Source organism: Vibrio sp. G-C-1, assembly GCF_021728015.1.
Lineage (GTDB): Bacteria > Pseudomonadota > Gammaproteobacteria > Enterobacterales > Vibrionaceae > Vibrio > Vibrio splendidus.
Genome location: NZ_JAKKCR010000015.1, coordinates 115,150 through 131,827, shown reverse-complemented (window position 1 = coordinate 131,827; position 16,678 = coordinate 115,150). Strand labels below are relative to the sequence as shown.

13 protein-coding genes and 4 tRNA genes are annotated in these 16,678 nt (G+C 44.9%); 3 read left to right on the top strand and 14 right to left on the bottom strand.

All coding sequences use genetic code 11. From position 1 onward, the window contains the following. Positions 1 to 139 precede the first annotated feature (139 nt). A complete protein-coding gene (locus tag L3V36_RS19890) occupies positions 140 to 1,549 on the top strand; it encodes an amidohydrolase (RefSeq protein WP_029224282.1) in 1,410 nt (469 codons plus the stop codon). 154 nt (positions 1,550 to 1,703) lie between these two features. On the opposite strand, the gene L3V36_RS19885 is transcribed toward L3V36_RS19890, so the two are convergent. Next, entirely contained in the window at positions 1,704 to 2,339 is a 636-nt protein-coding gene (locus L3V36_RS19885; protein ID WP_065682095.1) for a tetratricopeptide repeat protein, read from the bottom strand. 298 nt (positions 2,340 to 2,637) lie between these two features. After that, complete coding sequence (locus L3V36_RS19880) at positions 2,638 to 3,954, bottom strand: adenylosuccinate synthase (RefSeq protein ID WP_017078237.1); 1,317 nt, start codon at positions 3,952 to 3,954, stop codon at positions 2,638 to 2,640. 172 nt (positions 3,955 to 4,126) lie between these two features. Between L3V36_RS19880 and L3V36_RS19875 the strand changes: the two genes are divergently transcribed. Then, on the top strand, positions 4,127 to 4,315 hold the full coding sequence (locus L3V36_RS19875) for a DUF2065 domain-containing protein (protein ID WP_026012244.1): 189 nt from the start codon (positions 4,127 to 4,129) through the stop codon (positions 4,313 to 4,315). 195 nt (positions 4,316 to 4,510) lie between these two features. On the opposite strand, the gene hflC is transcribed toward L3V36_RS19875, so the two are convergent. The 8 genes from hflC to tsaE all read right to left on the bottom strand — a co-directional run bounded on the left by hflC (position 4,511) and on the right by tsaE (position 14,066). Then, positions 4,511 to 5,488, bottom strand: a complete 978-nt coding sequence (hflC, locus tag L3V36_RS19870; RefSeq protein WP_004735862.1) for a protease modulator HflC — start codon at positions 5,486 to 5,488, stop codon at positions 4,511 to 4,513. Between the two features lie 2 nt (positions 5,489 to 5,490). Beyond that, a complete protein-coding gene (gene hflK / locus L3V36_RS19865; RefSeq protein WP_017078236.1) occupies positions 5,491 to 6,693 on the bottom strand; it encodes an FtsH protease activity modulator HflK in 1,203 nt (400 codons plus the stop codon). 27 nt (positions 6,694 to 6,720) lie between these two features. After that, on the bottom strand, positions 6,721 to 8,028 hold the full coding sequence (gene hflX, locus L3V36_RS19860) for a ribosome rescue GTPase HflX (RefSeq protein ID WP_004735864.1): 1,308 nt from the start codon (positions 8,026 to 8,028) through the stop codon (positions 6,721 to 6,723). A 44-nt stretch (positions 8,029 to 8,072) separates the two neighbouring features. Then, on the bottom strand, positions 8,073 to 8,339 hold the full coding sequence (gene hfq / locus L3V36_RS19855; RefSeq protein ID WP_004735866.1) for an RNA chaperone Hfq: 267 nt from the start codon (positions 8,337 to 8,339) through the stop codon (positions 8,073 to 8,075). Between the two features lie 192 nt (positions 8,340 to 8,531). Further along, positions 8,532 to 9,464 (bottom strand): tRNA (adenosine(37)-N6)-dimethylallyltransferase MiaA, encoded by a 933-nt coding sequence (gene miaA / locus L3V36_RS19850; protein WP_004735867.1) that lies wholly within the window; start codon positions 9,462 to 9,464, stop codon positions 8,532 to 8,534. 97 nt (positions 9,465 to 9,561) lie between these two features. Then, positions 9,562 to 11,838 carry a DNA mismatch repair endonuclease MutL gene (mutL, locus tag L3V36_RS19845; RefSeq protein WP_208775705.1) on the bottom strand — a complete coding sequence of 759 codons (2,277 nt, stop codon included), beginning with the start codon at positions 11,836 to 11,838 and terminating at the stop codon, positions 9,562 to 9,564. 48 nt (positions 11,839 to 11,886) lie between these two features. Next, the gene (locus L3V36_RS19840) at positions 11,887 to 13,608 is read right to left on the bottom strand and encodes an N-acetylmuramoyl-L-alanine amidase (RefSeq protein ID WP_208775706.1); all 1,722 of its coding nucleotides are present in this window, start codon (positions 13,606 to 13,608) and stop codon (positions 11,887 to 11,889) included. Then, a complete protein-coding gene (tsaE, locus tag L3V36_RS19835; RefSeq protein ID WP_004735870.1) occupies positions 13,602 to 14,066 on the bottom strand; it encodes a tRNA (adenosine(37)-N6)-threonylcarbamoyltransferase complex ATPase subunit type 1 TsaE in 465 nt (154 codons plus the stop codon). The genes L3V36_RS19840 and tsaE overlap by 7 nt, the downstream gene beginning before the upstream one ends. A gap of 247 nt (positions 14,067 to 14,313) precedes the next feature. On the opposite strand from tsaE, the gene queG reads away from it, so the two are divergent. Next, positions 14,314 to 15,456, top strand: coding sequence for a tRNA epoxyqueuosine(34) reductase QueG (gene queG / locus L3V36_RS19830; protein WP_102447813.1), 1,143 nt, complete (start codon positions 14,314 to 14,316; stop codon positions 15,454 to 15,456). A gap of 632 nt (positions 15,457 to 16,088) precedes the next feature. On the opposite strand, the gene L3V36_RS19825 is transcribed toward queG, so the two are convergent. The 4 genes from L3V36_RS19825 to L3V36_RS19810 form a co-directional block, all read right to left on the bottom strand. Then, positions 16,089 to 16,164, bottom strand: a tRNA-Gly gene (locus L3V36_RS19825). 77 nt (positions 16,165 to 16,241) lie between these two features. Beyond that, positions 16,242 to 16,318, bottom strand: a tRNA-Met gene (locus L3V36_RS19820). Between the two features lie 88 nt (positions 16,319 to 16,406). After that, a tRNA-Gly gene (locus L3V36_RS19815) sits at positions 16,407 to 16,482 on the bottom strand. Positions 16,483 to 16,559: 77 nt separating this feature from the next. After that, positions 16,560 to 16,636, bottom strand: a tRNA-Met gene (locus L3V36_RS19810). Between the last annotated feature and the right edge of the window lie 42 nt (positions 16,637 to 16,678).

Here is a 16,678-nt window from a genome sequence, read left to right as displayed (position 1 = left end):
ATCTTCACTTTGTGAAACATCGCTTCATAGAGGCGGACTATCATCAAAATTTCAAGCAAACGATAAAACAAACGTTTGCGCCATGAATGAAATACACTATTATCCCGACACTTTACCAACTCCTGTTCTGAGTATTGATATGAAACTAAAACGCACCCTATTGGCTTCAGCAATGGCAAGCCTCGCTCTATTTCCATTTGCGAGTTCAGCAATGGAAAAAGCTGACTTGATGATTACCGATGCGATGGTTCTAACCATGAACCAAGACAAAACGGTTTATGAGAGCGGTACTGTTGTCGTAAAAGACAACAAAATCATTGCCGTTGGTGATGCTTCACTAGAGAAGCAGTACCAAGCGAAACAAGTGTTAGACGTGGATGGCGATATCGTGATGCCGGGTCTTATCAATACTCATACTCACGTATCGATGACGGTTTTCCGTTCGTTGGCCGATGATGTGCCTGACCGTCTCCACCGTTATATCTTCCCTCTAGAGAAGAAACTGGTATCGCGAGACATGGTACGCATTGGCGCTAATCTCGGTAACGTTGAAATGGTGAAAGGCGGTGTCACGACTTACGCCGACATGTACTACTTCGAAGATGAAGTTGCGAAAACTGTCGATAAGATCGGTATGCGTGCCATTCTTGGTGAAACCGTGATTAAGTTCCCAGTAGCGGACGCTGCCAACGCGGAAGAAGGCATCCAATACGCGCTGAATTTCATTGAAGAATACAAAGACCACCCGCGTATCACACCCGCGTTTGCACCACACGCGCCTTACACCAACACCACAGAGATACTGCAGAAGATCTCTAAGCTCTCTCTAGAGCTCGATGTACCAGTAATGATTCACCTAGCAGAATCACACCGTGAAGAAGAGAAAATCGCCGAGCGTTCAGATGGGCTATCACCGGTTCAATACATGGACAGCATTGGCGCACTCAACAAAAACTTGGTGGGTGCACACATGATCCTTGTTGACGATCATGATATCGAGCTGGTGAAAAAATCGGATATGGGTGTGGCTCACAACATGAGTGCTAACATCAAGTCAGCAAAAGGCGTATCTCCTGCGCTTAAGATGTATGACGAAAACGTTCGTATTGGTTTAGGTACTGATGGCCCAATGTCTGGTAACACACTGAGCACCATTGATGAGTTCAACCAAGTCGCTAAAGTTCACAAACTGGTTAATAAAGATCGTGCCGCAATGCCGCCGATCAAAGTGATCGACATGGCAACAATGGGCGCAGCAAAAGCGCTACACATGGAAGATAAGATCGGTTCTCTTGAAGCCGGCAAACTCGCTGACATCATAGTGATCGATACGAAAGCGCCAAACATGGTTCCAGTCTACAACCCATACTCGGCATTAGTTTACTCAGCTAATTCTGGTAACGTTCGCCACACCATCGTTGACGGTAAGATCATCATGCAAGACCGCGACATGCTAACGGTCGATGAAGATAAGATTCGCCAAGAAGCACTCGATTTCACTAAAGTCGTTCGTAAGACGGTGATTGAATCTGGTGAAGTTGTTCAATAACGCCACCGAGTAAGATAAGCGGTTTACCGTTAAGATCAAAAAAGGCCTCATAGGTATTTACCTACGAGGCCTTTTTAATACGATATCTTTCTATATCAAGTAGATGGCTAACGAGTGCAGTCGTTCACCATCTAACCTTAATTAATATTCGTCATTACCAGAACACATCTCGGCGTTTTGCTCGAGCAATAATATTGTCTGGCATTCTCCGCTCCAAACCGCTTCGAAGCACGGTGATGCGTTTGTGTTGCCTATCATCCGCAGTCACCGAGTTGTATAACCAGCGGTAAGCATCTTCATAATCTAACGGGCTACCGTAATCACGCAGCAAGAGTTCCGCTAGGTGAATACTCGCACTTAGGTTACCCATAGAGGCCGCTTCACGTAAATACGGAATCGCGCGCTCTTTGTCTTGTTGAACCAAGGTTCCACGAGAATAATAACGACCTAGCTGCTCTAGTGCAGCCGGTAAACCTTGATGCGCCGCGTTTTCCATATAGTAAATGCCAAGCTCGACATCTTGTGGAACACACACGCCCCAAGCCAACATATCACCGTATAAAAACTCATAAGAAGGCAAGCTAATACGCGTTGCACGAGCAACGATATCTTCAACTAACTGGCACTTATCAGCTTTCACTCGCTCTAGATGTTGATTATTCTCGATTAAATTAATCAGTTCAGCTTCTGTATATATTGGAACGGGCTCTCCCACGTCAGTCAAATTTGCATGACTCAAGGGTGAGCTCAGCGCCATTATCAATGAAGCTGCTACAATTCGTAGCTTCATACCTGCACTCTATTATCTGTCGCTAAAGTTATCTATTGAGGGCCGCAGAGGATTTCTACACGCACAAAACAGGGTGAACTTCACTTTCCATGATATCTGTATCGGCAATAACCCTGACGGCTTTAGACAAAACTTGCCGCTAATGGGCAATATTTTGCCTGATGACGCTTAAAAGATCACCATCAAAGAGTGCGTGGCTAAATTGCAGGTATTGAAAAGCCGACTTAATAAAGTCGGCTTTTAGAAAACTATTTCATTATCAGAGCACGGTTAGTGCCTGGTAATCACTCAGCGGGCATTATGCGCCGTATGGGTGAACTTTGATGATAGTTTCGTTACGATCTGGGCCAGTTGATACGATATCAATTGGAACGCCAGTTAAGTCTTCGATACGCTTGATGTAATCTAGAGCAGCTTGTGGAAGCGCGTCGATAGATTTAGCACCAAATGTGTTTTCAGACCAACCAGGCATTGTTTCGTAGATTGGCGTCGCTTCTTCGAATGACTCAGCAGCCATTGGAGAAACTTCTAGGATAGAACCATCTTTCATCTTGTAACCAGTACAGATTTTTAGTTCTTCTAGGCCATCTAGAACGTCTAGTTTAGTTAGACAGATACCAGATAGAGAGTTGATTTGGATTGCACGACGCATAGCAACAGCATCGAACCAACCAGTACGGCGTAGACGACCAGTCGTCGCGCCAAACTCGTGACCAACATCGCCTAGGTGCTTACCAACTGGGTCTTGTTTTTCAAGGCCATCGTATAGCTCAGTTGGGAATGGACCTGAACCAACACGAGTACAGTAAGCCTTAGTAATACCAAGGATGTAACCGATGTGACGAGGACCAAAACCAGAACCTGCAGCAACACCACCAGCAGTCGTGTTAGAAGACGTTACGTATGGGTAAGTACCGTGGTCGATATCTAGTAGCGTACCTTGAGCACCTTCGAACATGATCTTGTCGCCGCGCTTACGTGCTGCGTCTAGTTCGTCAGTTACGTCGATAACCATCGCAGTTAACATGTCTGCGTAGCTCATCGCTTGCTCAAGAACTTCTTCGTAGCTTACTGTTTCAGCTTTGTAGAAGTGCTCTAGTTGGAAGTTGTGGAATTCCATAACTTCTTTTAGCTTCTCAGCAAATGCTTCTTTATCGAAAAGGTCGCCAACGCGTAGACCGCGACGAGCAACTTTATCTTCGTAAGCAGGACCGATACCACGACCCGTTGTACCGATAGCTTTAGCGCCACGAGCGATTTCACGCGCGTTGTCGATTGCAATGTGGTACGGAAGAATTAGAGGACAAGCTTCAGAGATGAAAAGACGCTCACGTACTGGGATACCGCGATCTTCAAGAGGTTTCATTTCTTTAAGAAGTGCGTCAGGCGATAATACTACACCGTTGCCAATAACACATTTAACGTTATTGCGTAGGATACCTGATGGAATTAAGTGAAGAACGGTTTTTTCACCGTCAATTACAAGTGTGTGACCTGCATTGTGACCGCCTTGGTAGCGAACCACGTATTTTGCATCTTCAGTTAAAAGGTCAACGATTTTACCTTTACCTTCATCACCCCATTGGGTGCCTAGAACGACTACGTTATTTCCCATCTTTCCAATTTCTGTTGCTAATTAAAAATGGATTCTAGCACCGAATCACATTTCTTGCAGTCATTTTTTGTTCATAATTGTTAAAGCTAACGACAAGCAAATTTGCAATGACACCGCGAAGATCCGTAAAGATGCTGATATTATTATCTTTTTACAGGCAAAAGGCAGCAACATGTCTAATTCTATCTGGCTCGCAATCGGGCTTGTTCTTATCGTTGAAGGGCTGGGGCCCTTGATTGCACCCAATGGCTGGAGAAACATGGTTGCTCAATTAAGCCAACAGCCAGACACGCAACTGCGCCGAATTGGCGGTTGCCTTGTGGTTGCCGGCGTCGTTATCGCTTTCATGACCTACCGCTAGGCTTTCTCAAAACACGGCTCTGTCGCTCGATTTCCCTCGAGGACGCAATGGCCAATATTCAGTCTTTAGTCTTTAGTCTTTAGTCTTTAGTCTTTAGTCTTTAAAGAATAGAAAACAAAAAGGCTCCCATTATGGGAGCCTTTTAAGTTTTAACGTATTTTGCTTATTGAGCTAAGCATCCGCTAACGCATCAGCTTATTTTGCTGGAGCGCCGCTCGCTTGATTCATGTATTGGAAGAAGTCAGTCTTCGGATCCAGTACTAGAATGTCGCTCTTATCGCTAAATGATGTCTCATAAGCTTGCAATGAACGCATGAAGCCATAGAACTCAGGATCTTTACTGTACACATCAGAGTAGATCTTCGCTGCTTCTGCATCTGCATCACCACGAGTGATTCGAGCTGTACGGTCAGCTTCTGCAAGAACTGTTGCTACTTCTAGCTCAGCTTGAGCACGGATAACTTCTGCTTTCTCACGACCTTGAGAACGGTGTCTACGAGCAACCGATTCACGTTCTGCACGCATACGGCGGTAGATAGATTCACTGATTTCGTCAGGAAGGTTAATCTTCTTCATTCGGAAATCAACAACTTCAACACCTAAATCAGCCATCGCACTTTCTGACGTTCCAGACAAAACGTTTTCCATGATCTTGTCGCGTTCGCCATCAACTTCTAGAGCTTCTGCAGCTGCTACCGTTGTGACGACTTCGCTATCAGCAGAGTCTGGCAGGATGTCCTTATTACGAGGGCCTGACACGATCTGCTTAATTTCACGAGCACCAATTTCAGAACGAAGAACATCTGTCACTTTACGCTCAAGAAGTGCTTCTGCCGTCATGATATTGCCGCCGCCAGTACTCAGATAAAAACGTCCAAAATCAGCAATACGCCATTTTGCGTAGGTATCAATTAGAACATCTTTTTTCTCTGATGTTACGAAACGGTCAGAACGACCATCCATCGTTTGAATACGAGCATCAAGTACTTTTACGCGATCAAACATAGGCAGTTTAAAGTGCAAGCCTGGTTCATAGATTCGTGATACGCCGTTGTCATCGAGAACTCGACCAAAACGAATTACCATGCCACGCTCGCCTTCTTGAATCACAAATAGTGACATCAATAGAAGGGCAATCGTCACAACTAATACAGGGATCATTAATTTACGCATTATTAGTATCTCCCTTGACGTGAACTGTCTGAACGAGTTTGAGTGCTAGACTTTGGATCCGCTTGAGTTTCTAACTCAATTTGATCGTAAGTTGATGATGCTTTTGCAGGGCGAGTGCCCGACTGAGAACCACCTTGTGCGCCTAGCTTATCAATTGGTAGGTATAGCAAGTTACCGCTTGATTCAGAATCAATCAGGACTTTCGATGTGCTTGAGTACACTTTTTCCATTGTATCAAGGTACATACGGTTACGTGTTACTTCAGGAGCAGCTTGGTATTCAGGTAAAAGCTTCTCAAACTGAGCAACTTGACCTAGAGCACCATTAACTATGCGCTCTGAGTAACCCACCGCTTCTTTCTTCAAACGCTCAGCACGACCTGTTGCTTTTGGAAGAATGTCATTTCGGTAAGCTTCAGCTTCACGTTCAAAACGCTCTTCATCCTCTCGAGCCGCGATAGCATCATCAAATGCATCTTTAACTTGCTCAGGTGGACGTGCTGACTGGAAGTTCACGTCAACAATCAGAATACCCATGTCGTAGCTATCAATAATACGGTTCAACGTTTCTTGAGTGCTTTGACGAATCTGCTGACGACCACTTGTTAGGATACTATCCATTAGTGAGTCACCAATTACCGCACGAAGCGCAGAATCAGTTGCTTGACGTAAGCTATCGTCCGCATCCGTTACACGATACAAGTACTTGTATGGGTCAGAAACACGGTATTGAACGCCCATTTCAACCGTCACAACGTTTTCATCTTTCGTTAGCATGGTGCCAGAAGCACGTAGAGAACGAATCGCTTGAACGTTAACCAGTTGCTCATCTTTGATTTCATCGATGAAGCGTGGGTGCCAGTTAAGACCCGGTTCTTCGATACGGTCGAATTGACCCAGTCGAAGTACAACGGCTCTTTCTGCTTCGCCAACGGTGTAGAAACCAGCGAAGAACCAGATAGCAATCGCAATGACAGCAATGACACCAAAGCCAATTGCACCGCCACCACCAATAGATGGCCCGTTACCGTTGCCACCTTTTTTACCAAACTTGCCACCTAACTTTTGACTTAGTTTACTAAACACTTCGTCTAAGTCTGGCGGTCCTTGATCTCGGCCGCCGCGATTATTGTTCTTACCCCAAGGGTCATTATCGCGGCCGTTATTATCGCCGTTGTTATTATTTCCAGGCTCATTCCACGCCATTAGAAAGCTCCATCATTTGATATGACGTTATACTGTAGCAGTCTCTTTGGTAACGATAAAGTCACCTAAGAGCGCCCCTTCTCTTTTTTCAAGTTTAGACCAATCTATTTGTTGCATTCGGATATCTATCAACAAGTTACCATTTTCATCATACTCTTCCTGTTGAATACATTTCATCTCGAAGAATAAGCTGCGAATACGGCCTTGATGTTGATGTGGAATACACAACCGGAATTGAACCATTTGACTCGCTAAACGCTCAGTTAAAGCCTCAAACAGCAGTTCAATCCCTTCTCCTTCCATTGCAGAAACCCAAACAGCGCGTGGTGCGCCCTCTTCGTCTCTTTCAATTCGAGGTTTTTGGTCTTCCATGCAGTCAATTTTGTTCATGACTACAAGGGTTGGCACTTCATGAGCATCGATTTCTTCTAATACTTCATGAACAGCCTGAATGTTCTCACGAAAGCGGTCATCACTGGCATCAACAACATGTAACAAAATGTCAGCTTCCTGCGTCTCTTGTAACGTAGCCTTGAACGCAGCGACCAAGTCGTGTGGTAGATGACGGATAAAACCTACGGTATCTGCGAGAATTGCAGGCCCGACATCTGCCAATTCAATCTTACGTAGTGTTGGGTCTAGAGTTGCAAACAGTTGGTCTGCCGCATAAACACCTGCACTAGTGATTTGATTGAAAAGTGTTGATTTCCCTGCGTTGGTATAACCAACCAAAGAAATTGTTGGGATTTCAGCTCGATTACGAGCACGTCGTCCTTGTTCACGCTGCTTAGCCACTTTCGCTAAACGACGTAATATCGCTTTTATACGGTCACGCAACAAACGTCGATCGGTTTCCAGTTGAGTTTCACCTGGACCACGAAGACCAATACCACCTTTCTGCCTTTCAAGGTGAGTCCAACCACGAATCAATCGGGTAGAGATATGACGAAGCTGAGCGAGCTCAACTTGTAGCTTACCTTCATGAGTTCGCGCACGTTGTGCAAAGATATCTAAGATTAAACCCGTGCGATCAATCACACGACATTTACACAATTGCTCGAGGTTTCGCTCTTGGGCAGGAGAGAGAGAGTGGTTAAAAATCACAATTTCAGCACCGGTCAGCTGAACGGCTTGAGCGATTTCTAGGGCTTTACCTTCTCCAACGTAGTATTTAGGGAGTGGGGATTGTCGGCTACCAGTAATCACTTGTAGCGTTTCTACCCCCGCTGAGGAGACCAGCATTTCACATTCGCTTAGGTCTTCCCATTCTCCCTCTTGCGTGAAGTTGATATGAACAAGTACGGCTCGCTCGCCGGATTCATAACGGTCAAACAAGCAACCAACTCCTTATTACAGCGCAAGCTGTATCAATTGAACGATTAATCTTCAGTCTTCTCTGGACGATCAGATGGCGCACGCTGTTGCTCGCCGCTGTGGTGACTAACTGCACGAGCAGGAACCACAGTAGAAATCGCATGCTTGTAAACCATTTGGTTTACTGTGTTCTTCAATAAGATCACGAATTGATCGAAAGACTCGATCTGACCTTGCAGCTTGATGCCGTTAACAAGATAGATAGAGACTGGAATGCGCTCACGACGGAGTGCATTTAGGAATGGGTCTTGTAGCGATTGCCCCTTAGCCATTTTATTTTCCTTATTTATATTTTGTTGTAATTATTTAGCTAGTGGTGCACAAAAAGGTGCGGCCTTTGCATCTGAGCTAAACGAATAAAAAAACTCCGTTGTTATTGAAAGGCTGTGATTTTTAAAAGCCTCAATAACTGATCCTTTTCAGAGTATATTCACGCAAAAGCGATCACATTATACACAGCAATACTAATCAGATGCTATTGCATCTGAAAGAGTTTCTAACGCCTGTTCAATGTTTTCGCTATCCAACCAAGTTAAATCATCCCAACTGCGTAACCAGGTGATTTGTCGCTTGGCCAATTGACGGGTTGCGCAGACACCACGGAAAACCGCTTCGTCTAAATCGCAATTCCCATCTAAATAATCCCACATCTGCCTATAACCAACGCATCGGATCGATGGCAGTTCAGGGTGAAGATCGTCTCTGGCATATAACGCCTTCATCTCATCTTCAAACCCCGCCTCTATCATCTTCTCAAAGCGAAGTTCAATGCGGCGATGGAGCTCTTTCCTTTCCTTGGGAGCTATTGCAAATTGTTTTACACGAAATGGCAGGCTATCGCCTTTCGTTTGAGTTAGCTCTGTTAATGTTTTACCCGAAATTCGGTAAACTTCCAATGCCCTTGAAAGCCTTTGTGGATCATTTGGGTGTATTCTTTCAGCGGATACGGGATCTATCTCTCTTAATTGATCATGCAATGCCTGCCAACCCTGTTCAATAGACTCCGCTTCAATCTGCTTACGAATCTCTTGATCCGCGGCCGGTAATGGCGATAAGCCTTCCAACAATGCCTTGTAGTACAGCATTGTGCCACCAACCAGTAACGGGATTTTTCCTTCCGCTACAATCTTATTCATTTCATTGATCGCATCACGACGAAAATCTGCCGCAGAATACGCTTCGCTTGGATCGAGAATATCAATCAAACGATGGGGCGCGAGCGCGAGCTCTCCTGCATCCGGTTTAGCGGTGCCTATATCCATGTCTTTGTAGATCAATGCTGAGTCGACACTGATGATCTCTACTGGGTACTTCTGACGTAAGCGGATAGCTAAATCTGTTTTTCCTGATGCCGTAGGGCCCATTAAAAACAACGCTAAAGGTAATTTTTCAGTCATGATATTTTGTATTTGTTTCTCTGTTAGAGCGCTTTATAAAAAAGGGCTTCGTATCGCGATACATTCAGTTGCAAAGATAAATGCCATCGCGAAAAAGTTAAACCGTAAACGCGGCTATGGTCGCTGAAAAGTCGATAGGATTTACAAACTCTGGATCATCTAATGGAAGTAGACCATGCCAAAGCTGTTCAAGTTCCCCAACTAGTTGAACCGCTTCAGATAAAGTGTAGTCGCTTTTTACTTGTGCCGTTTGAATCCCGATCCAGTTGACCAATGATGGCAACATATCGTTAAAAACATTAGCAGCGTTAGAACCATTATCTGCGTTAAAAACAGTAGCAGCGTGATTATCGACAATCTGAGCGTTTAATGAAGCCGCGTAAGATAACAGATCTGGGATCAAAATTTGTAAGTTTTGCTGCCTCAAAGGAGAAGGCACGCCCATCACCATTACCGCTTCACTGTTTCGCGCCTTAAGCTCAATCCCCAATAACGCCAGTGTTTGGCTCAACGCCTTAGCAACCTCGACAAGTTCACTACCAAGCTTAATCGATAAAGGCACCAATAGCGGTTGGCTTTTTAACGCCCCTTCTCGAGTATCAAGTTGGCCAATCACACGTAGCAATTCCGCTTTGGCTAGAGACACTAATACGCTGCCGTTTTTGTTTCCCATTACCAAATATTGGCGTTCCACTACCGAGACGGCTTTGCCTAAATCCGTCACAGGTGCTCTTGGTTTTGAATGAACAGGATTCTGTTGAGCAGACTTAGCTTCTATATTTCCTTTATTTTCTATATTTTCTATGTTGTCTTTGGTTTCTACTGGTGCCACATGCTCTTGAGGAGATGATGGAACTACAACTTGACCATCAAAATCTGGCGTTTTCAGAAGCTCTTTATAGGCTTTCACTTCTCGCTTAGAGGGCGCGGGTTCACCATGATGTTGGTGCTGCTCTTTTTCTTTTTTAGGTTCAGGTCGAGACTCGATCCACTCTTGACGAGGAGAACCGGTAAAACTGGTTTCGCGAGCCGACGAGCCTGTGTTAACTGAACTAATGTTAGTAGACGAATCTAAGTTGGTTGAAGAGCCCCTGTTAGTCGGTGAGCTATAGCGCTGCCCTGCATCATTAACGCTGTGTTGAGGTTGATCATAAGCGCGCTCAGACTCTGCTTTTCTCGGGTAGGCTGGCGTTTGCTCAATAGCATGTCGTTCACTATCAGATACTTGGGTTTGATTCGAACGGCTAGGTATTGAGCTTTCAGGCTCTGAGAAACTGGCCACTTCACCGATACCAGAGTTCGAGCTATCTTGCTGATGATGAATCACTTCTGACTGATGAAACGCAGACTGCTTGATCGGTGCTGCATCAATTTGTTTGCTTTGGGCTAGTCCATCACTCAACGCTTGGTAGATAAAGTCGTGTACAAGGCGGGCTTGATGGAAACGCACTTCGTGTTTGGCAGGGTGAACATTCACGTCCACCTGATGTGGGTCTAGCTCAATGAACAACACATACGTCGCAAATTGGTCTGGGCGCAGGCTAGTTTCGTAGCTTTGACGAATCGCGTGATTGATCAGCTTGTCACGCATCATACGACCATTCACATAGCAGTATTGCAGATCGCTTTGTTGTCTTGCTCCTTCAGGCGTGGTGATCCAGCCATGAAGTTTTAGGCCTTGATGCTCAAGTTCGATCTTAAGCATATGACGAACAAAAGGATTGCCACATACCGCAGCGATGCGCTTTTCGGCTTGAACTTGTGTTTTGGCAGCGCGGTACTGACGAATCATTTTACCGTTATGGCGAAGGTTAATCGTCACATCAAAGCGACTCAATGCGATGCGTTTAAGCAGCTCATCGATATGCGTGAACTCGGTTTTCTCGGTGCGTAAGAACTTGCGGCGTGCTGGCGTATTGAAGAACAGGTCCAACACCTCAACCGAGGTACCAATGGGATGCGCTGCAGGCTGCAGTTTCACCTGCATGTCACGGCCCTCACTGTGTGCTGCCCAAGCTTGATCTTGAGTAGCAGGGCGTGAAGTCATGGTTAAGCGCGCAACAGAGCTGATACTCGCGAGCGCCTCACCACGGAAACCAAGGCTGACGATCGCCTCAAGGTCATCAAGGGTATGAATCTTAGAGGTAGCATGACGGCTCAGCGCCAACGCAAGCTCATCTTTAACGATGCCCTTGCCGTTGTCACGAACGCGGATCATCTTAGCGCCACCTTTCTCGATATCAATATCGATACGTGTGGCACCTGAATCCAAACTGTTCTCAACCAACTCTTTCACAACAGAAGCTGGTCTTTCTACCACTTCACCCGCTGCGATTTGGTTAGCTAACCGAGCTGGCAGTATTTTGATCGTCATATTTATAGCCTTACTGCCATTGATGGAAACATGTCTGCGTTAAAAAGCTTATTTGTGCGGAATAATCAACACCTGCCCCACCGCTAGGCTGTCAGATCGTAGCTTATTCGCTTGGCGAATACTGTTAACACTCACGCCGTACTTAGAAGCAATCTTGCCAAGATAATCACCTCTTGCGACTTTATGTTTACGCAGAGGGACATCTTTCACTTCAACCGTAATACGTAGCTTCTGACCCACTCTAACGGTTTCAGACTTCAAGCTGTTCTCACGTTTAATATCTGCCACCCGTACTTTGTAACGGCTGGCTATCTTGCCTAGGTACTCTCCAGACTTAACCGTGTGAGTGATGGTCTTAGTTTTCACTGCGCTGCTTGATGATGAGCCTGAAGCACTGCTTGGGATCTTAAGCACTTGGCCGATCGCTAGGCTGCTCGATTTCAGATTGTTGAATTTCATCAACGTCTGTGTCGAGGTGCCATATTTACTCGCAATCACAGACAGAGACTCACCACGAGACACTTTATGTTGGCTCACGCTACCCGTTGACGACGTTGCGTTAGACAAGATAATCCCTTCAGGCGGGTTAGCCTTCAAATACTTAACGACCGCTTTGGTCACCGCTCGTGCCAATTTATCTTGGTGCGAACGTTGGAAGAGCAGCTTCTCTTCAGTCGGATTCGAAATAAAGCCCGTCTCGACCAAGACCGATGGTATCTGTGGTGAACGTAATACCGCCAAACTGGTATTGATTGGTTTACTGTTATGAAGCTTAGCAACCTTACCCATCTCAGACAGAATCGTGGTTGCAAGCTTATAGCCCTCTTTCTGTGAGTGGCTGAACTGCAAATCAAGCAGGGTTTGGTTGACGTTCTTATCATCAATATTGCCAGTGAAAGCCGCACCGCTACCACCGAGTAATTCAGACTGCTTCTCTTTGTTCTCGATCCATCGAGAGATCTCAGTATTTGCGCGTCGAGTATTCAACACAAACACCGAACCCCCTCTTGGTTGAGGGGTTGTAAAAGCATCCGCGTGAATAGAGATAAACAGATGAGCTTCGTTTTCACGAGCAATCGCAACACGTCGGTTAAGGTTTACAAAGTAGTCGGCATTACGGGTCATGCGAGTTTTGATCCCAGGAACCGCATTCAACTGTGCAGCAAGCTTACGAGAAATACTCAGAGTCGCATTCTTTTCATACTTACGACTTGGACCAATAGAGCCTGGATCCTCACCACCGTGACCAGGGTCAATCACGATCAGAATGTCTTTCTGACGTTTAACCTGATTAATATTTTTGCTCACCGTTGGTTTACTCGGCTTCGACGTCGTTGTCCCCTTACTTGCCGCACCATGAGGTAGATCGATCACCAGACGATGTCCGTACTGACCACCAGGAGTCGGGCTAAGTTTAAACAACTCCGCTGTAGAGGACTTCTTCAACTCAAAAACCAAGCGATAGGTATTTTTGTCTGGCGGTGAACTCTTACGAATCTTAGATAGAACGGGGCTATCTTTCACCACGACCGGTAACTTAGTTGCAAGGTTGGTATGTTTTAAATCGACCACTAAACGACTCGGGCTACTCAAGGTGAAATAGCTAAAGTCCGCTTCTGATTTTAAGTCGATAACCACACGAGTTTCTTCTGGAGAAGGCCAAACCCTTAAACTTTTCAGTGAGTTTGCAGAAACAAGTGAAGAAAACAGTATAGAAAAAACAGCAGCCATCATGGCTACTGCTGAAATAAGGCGTCTAGAAATCAACATAACTCCAACTGACTAAGTAAGCGCTGTCCGTATTCACTATTAGCGGTTAAAGAAACAATACGGTGATCGTCTTGGTAACGAATATCAATGTCCAAATCGGCTTCTGGTAGCATCCCATAGCCTTTCTCAGGCCATTCAACCAAACAGATAGCATCTGGTGTGAAGTAATCACGAATCCCCATGAACTCCAATTCTTCAGGATCGGCTAAGCGGTAAAGATCGAAATGATATACCTGCCAATCGGCAAGTTGATAAGGTTCAACTAGAGTATACGTTGGGCTCTTTACATTTCCTTGATGGCCAAGTGCTTTTACAAAGCCACGACTGAAGGTCGTTTTACCTGCGCCAAGATCACCATGCAGATAAATAGTCGTCTGCTGTGAGCAAAGATTAGAAAGCTCCGTCCCTAATTGAATCGTTGCTTGTTCATCTTTCAAAGTAAATTGTTTCGTGCTCATGAATACGTTCTCTAAAAATCGATCGTTGACTATATAAAAATCAAAAGAACAAGAATAGTAAACCGTGATGCTTTTAGTAGACAAGCACTCAAGTGTAAGTTCTATGAAAAATACTGATCAAAACACGTCAGTTCTGGTCAATATCACTAAGATCCGTTAAGATCCGCCCCCATTTTTGCCGAACCTAATTTTAATTAGCCTTATCTCTAATTGTAAAACAGAGAAAATAAGAATTAAGAATGAAGCCATGAATCTAGACCATCTTGCTGAAAAAATTAAAATCTGGGGAAAAGAGCTCGGCTTTCAAAAAGTTGGCATCTGCGATGTTGATTTAAGTGAACACGAAGCCCCTCTTCAAGCATGGCTAGATGCTGGCAACCACGGCGAAATGGATTGGATGGCTCGACATGGAATGATGCGCGCACGTCCTGATGAACTTCATCCAGGCACCATTCGAGTGATCAGCGCCCGAATGAACTACCTACCACCAGAAGCTCAGTTTGCCTCTAACCTAAGTGATACCACTCAAGGCTATATCAGCCGTTATTCTTTAGGCCGCGATTATCACAAATTGTTCCGTAACCAGTTGAAAAAGCTGGGACAAAGAATCGAAAAAGAGGTCGAAGGTTTAGACTCACGTCCTTTCGTGGATTCAGCGCCTATTTTGGAAAGACCGCTCGCTCAAAAAGCGGGGTTGGGTTGGACAGGTAAACACTCGTTAATTCTCGATAAAGACGCGGGCTCTTGGTTCTTCCTAGGCGAGCTGTTGGTTAATATCCCGCTTCCTGTTGATGAACCCAGTGTTGATGAGTGCGGAAAGTGCACCGCATGTATCACTTCTTGCCCAACGGGTGCCATTATTGCTGATGGCGTAGTGGATGCTCGAAAATGTATCTCATACTTAACCATTGAATACGATGGTGTGATCCCGGAAGAATTTAGAGACGCCATTGGTAATCGTATTTATGGTTGTGATGACTGTCAGTTAGTGTGCCCGTGGAACCGTCATGCCGAACTCACAGAGCAAACAGACTTTCACCGAAGAGAAGACTTCAAAGAGGCCGATCTGGTTTCACTTTCAAGTTGGGACGAAGCCACCTTCCTAAAGAAAATGGAAGGCTCAGCAATAAGACGTATTGGCCACACCCAGTGGTTGCGCAATCTCTTTGTTGCGATGGGCAATGCGCCATTTCAACAACGTATTGTTGAAACACTAGAATCTCATCAAGGCAAAAACGAAATGCTAGATGTGCATATTGAGTGGGCTTTGAATAAACAACTACAACAGTTACCCAACGCTAGCGGCGTGCAAAGAAGTAGCAGTAAAATCTCCACCAAAAAGCACAGACTGATACGTATTGTTGAAAAAGGACTGCCAAGAGACGCCTAGCCCTTTAGGCATCAACGATTGGCTAGCTAACCTACCTAAATAGTCCAACATTTAAGACAACCCGTTGCACATAATTTTAGAACAATGTTTGACCTTGTTCTCAATTTTAGCAATGTGGAAAAAATTCAGAACTCTCGTAAACTTCCGACACTCTCACAAAGTTAAACACAGTACCGATAAATGATTAAGATCAAAAAACAACAAGTTAACGATCTTTTATCAAATTCAAGATAAACACTCAAACTGATAAAAAACAACAAGTTACGATCGCCACAATTCAGCTAATATATTGAAAACAAGAAAGATCTTTTGGGGATATGTAAAGAATTAAGTCTGAAATAACTTTATCAACCAAGTTATCCACACCTAACATTTTGTGGATAAGTCTGTTTATAGATGTGAAAAACCTCAAGTATCTGCTTCAGAGACCTGATGTTTACTAGCATTCCAGTTGCTAAGAAAAATTTAAGACAAAAAAATATCCACCATGATGGAGGATTATTTGCTTTTTGGGGGGATTATGCTTCGCAGCATTAAAGAAAGAGCGTGACCTTTAAGGTCGCCTTTAAACTCTGTGATCTAAAGAAAAACACGGTGGCTTAAAGAATCTTAATAGCTTTTTAGAAGAAAGCTGGAGCGATACATCGGGTTCGAACCGATGACCTCAACCTTGGCAAGGTTGCGCTCTACCAACTGAGCTAGTATCGCATTAGTTAACCGTTAATACTGTCTGCTAAGAAGCTAAGCGCTTGCTGAAAGGCAGTGTACAACGTGTAACTGTAATGTGGTTGCGGGAGCCGGATTTGAACCGACGACCTTCGGGTTATGAGCCCGACGAGCTACCAAACTGCTCCATCCCGCGTCCGGATGTTTCTCTTTTCGCTTCATTAACGTTAAGTACAATGAAACTAAACCATTTTCATCTTCAGCATAAAGCGTGAGAGAGAATTTGGAGCGATACATCGGGTTCGAACCGATGACCTCAACCTTGGCAAGGTTGCGCTCTACCAACTGAGCTAGTATCGCATTAGTTAACCGTTAATACTGTCTGCTAAGAAGCTAAGCGCTTACTGAAAGGCAGTGTACAACGTGTAACTGTAATGTGGTTGCGGGAGCCGGATTTGAACCGACGACCTTCGGGTTATGAGCCCGACGAGCTACCAAACTGCTCCATCCCGCGTCCGGATGCATTATTTGAGTTAATGACTCTATATTCCCAACA

Excerpts from the sequence above, each read along its gene's own strand:
- hflC (WP_004735862.1), bottom strand. The coding sequence starts at position 5,488 with ATGCGTAAATTAATGATCCCTGTATTAGTTGTGACGATTGCCCTTCTA.
- queG (WP_102447813.1), top strand. The coding sequence starts at position 14,314 with ATGAATCTAGACCATCTTGCTGAAAAAATTAAAATCTGGGGAAAAGAG.
- L3V36_RS19840 (WP_208775706.1), bottom strand. The coding sequence starts at position 13,608 with ATGTTGATTTCTAGACGCCTTATTTCAGCAGTAGCCATGATGGCTGCT.
- L3V36_RS19875 (WP_026012244.1), top strand. The coding sequence starts at position 4,127 with ATGTCTAATTCTATCTGGCTCGCAATCGGGCTTGTTCTTATCGTTGAA.
- hfq (WP_004735866.1), bottom strand. The coding sequence starts at position 8,339 with ATGGCTAAGGGGCAATCGCTACAAGACCCATTCCTAAATGCACTCCGT.
- hflK (WP_017078236.1), bottom strand. The coding sequence starts at position 6,693 with ATGGCGTGGAATGAGCCTGGAAATAATAACAACGGCGATAATAACGGC.
- L3V36_RS19885 (WP_065682095.1), bottom strand. The coding sequence starts at position 2,339 with ATGAAGCTACGAATTGTAGCAGCTTCATTGATAATGGCGCTGAGCTCA.
- L3V36_RS19880 (WP_017078237.1), bottom strand. The coding sequence starts at position 3,954 with ATGGGAAATAACGTAGTCGTTCTAGGCACCCAATGGGGTGATGAAGGT.
- tsaE (WP_004735870.1), bottom strand. The coding sequence starts at position 14,066 with ATGAGCACGAAACAATTTACTTTGAAAGATGAACAAGCAACGATTCAA.
- mutL (WP_208775705.1), bottom strand. The coding sequence starts at position 11,838 with ATGACGATCAAAATACTGCCAGCTCGGTTAGCTAACCAAATCGCAGCG.
- L3V36_RS19890 (WP_029224282.1), top strand. The coding sequence starts at position 140 with ATGAAACTAAAACGCACCCTATTGGCTTCAGCAATGGCAAGCCTCGCT.
- miaA (WP_004735867.1), bottom strand. The coding sequence starts at position 9,464 with ATGACTGAAAAATTACCTTTAGCGTTGTTTTTAATGGGCCCTACGGCA.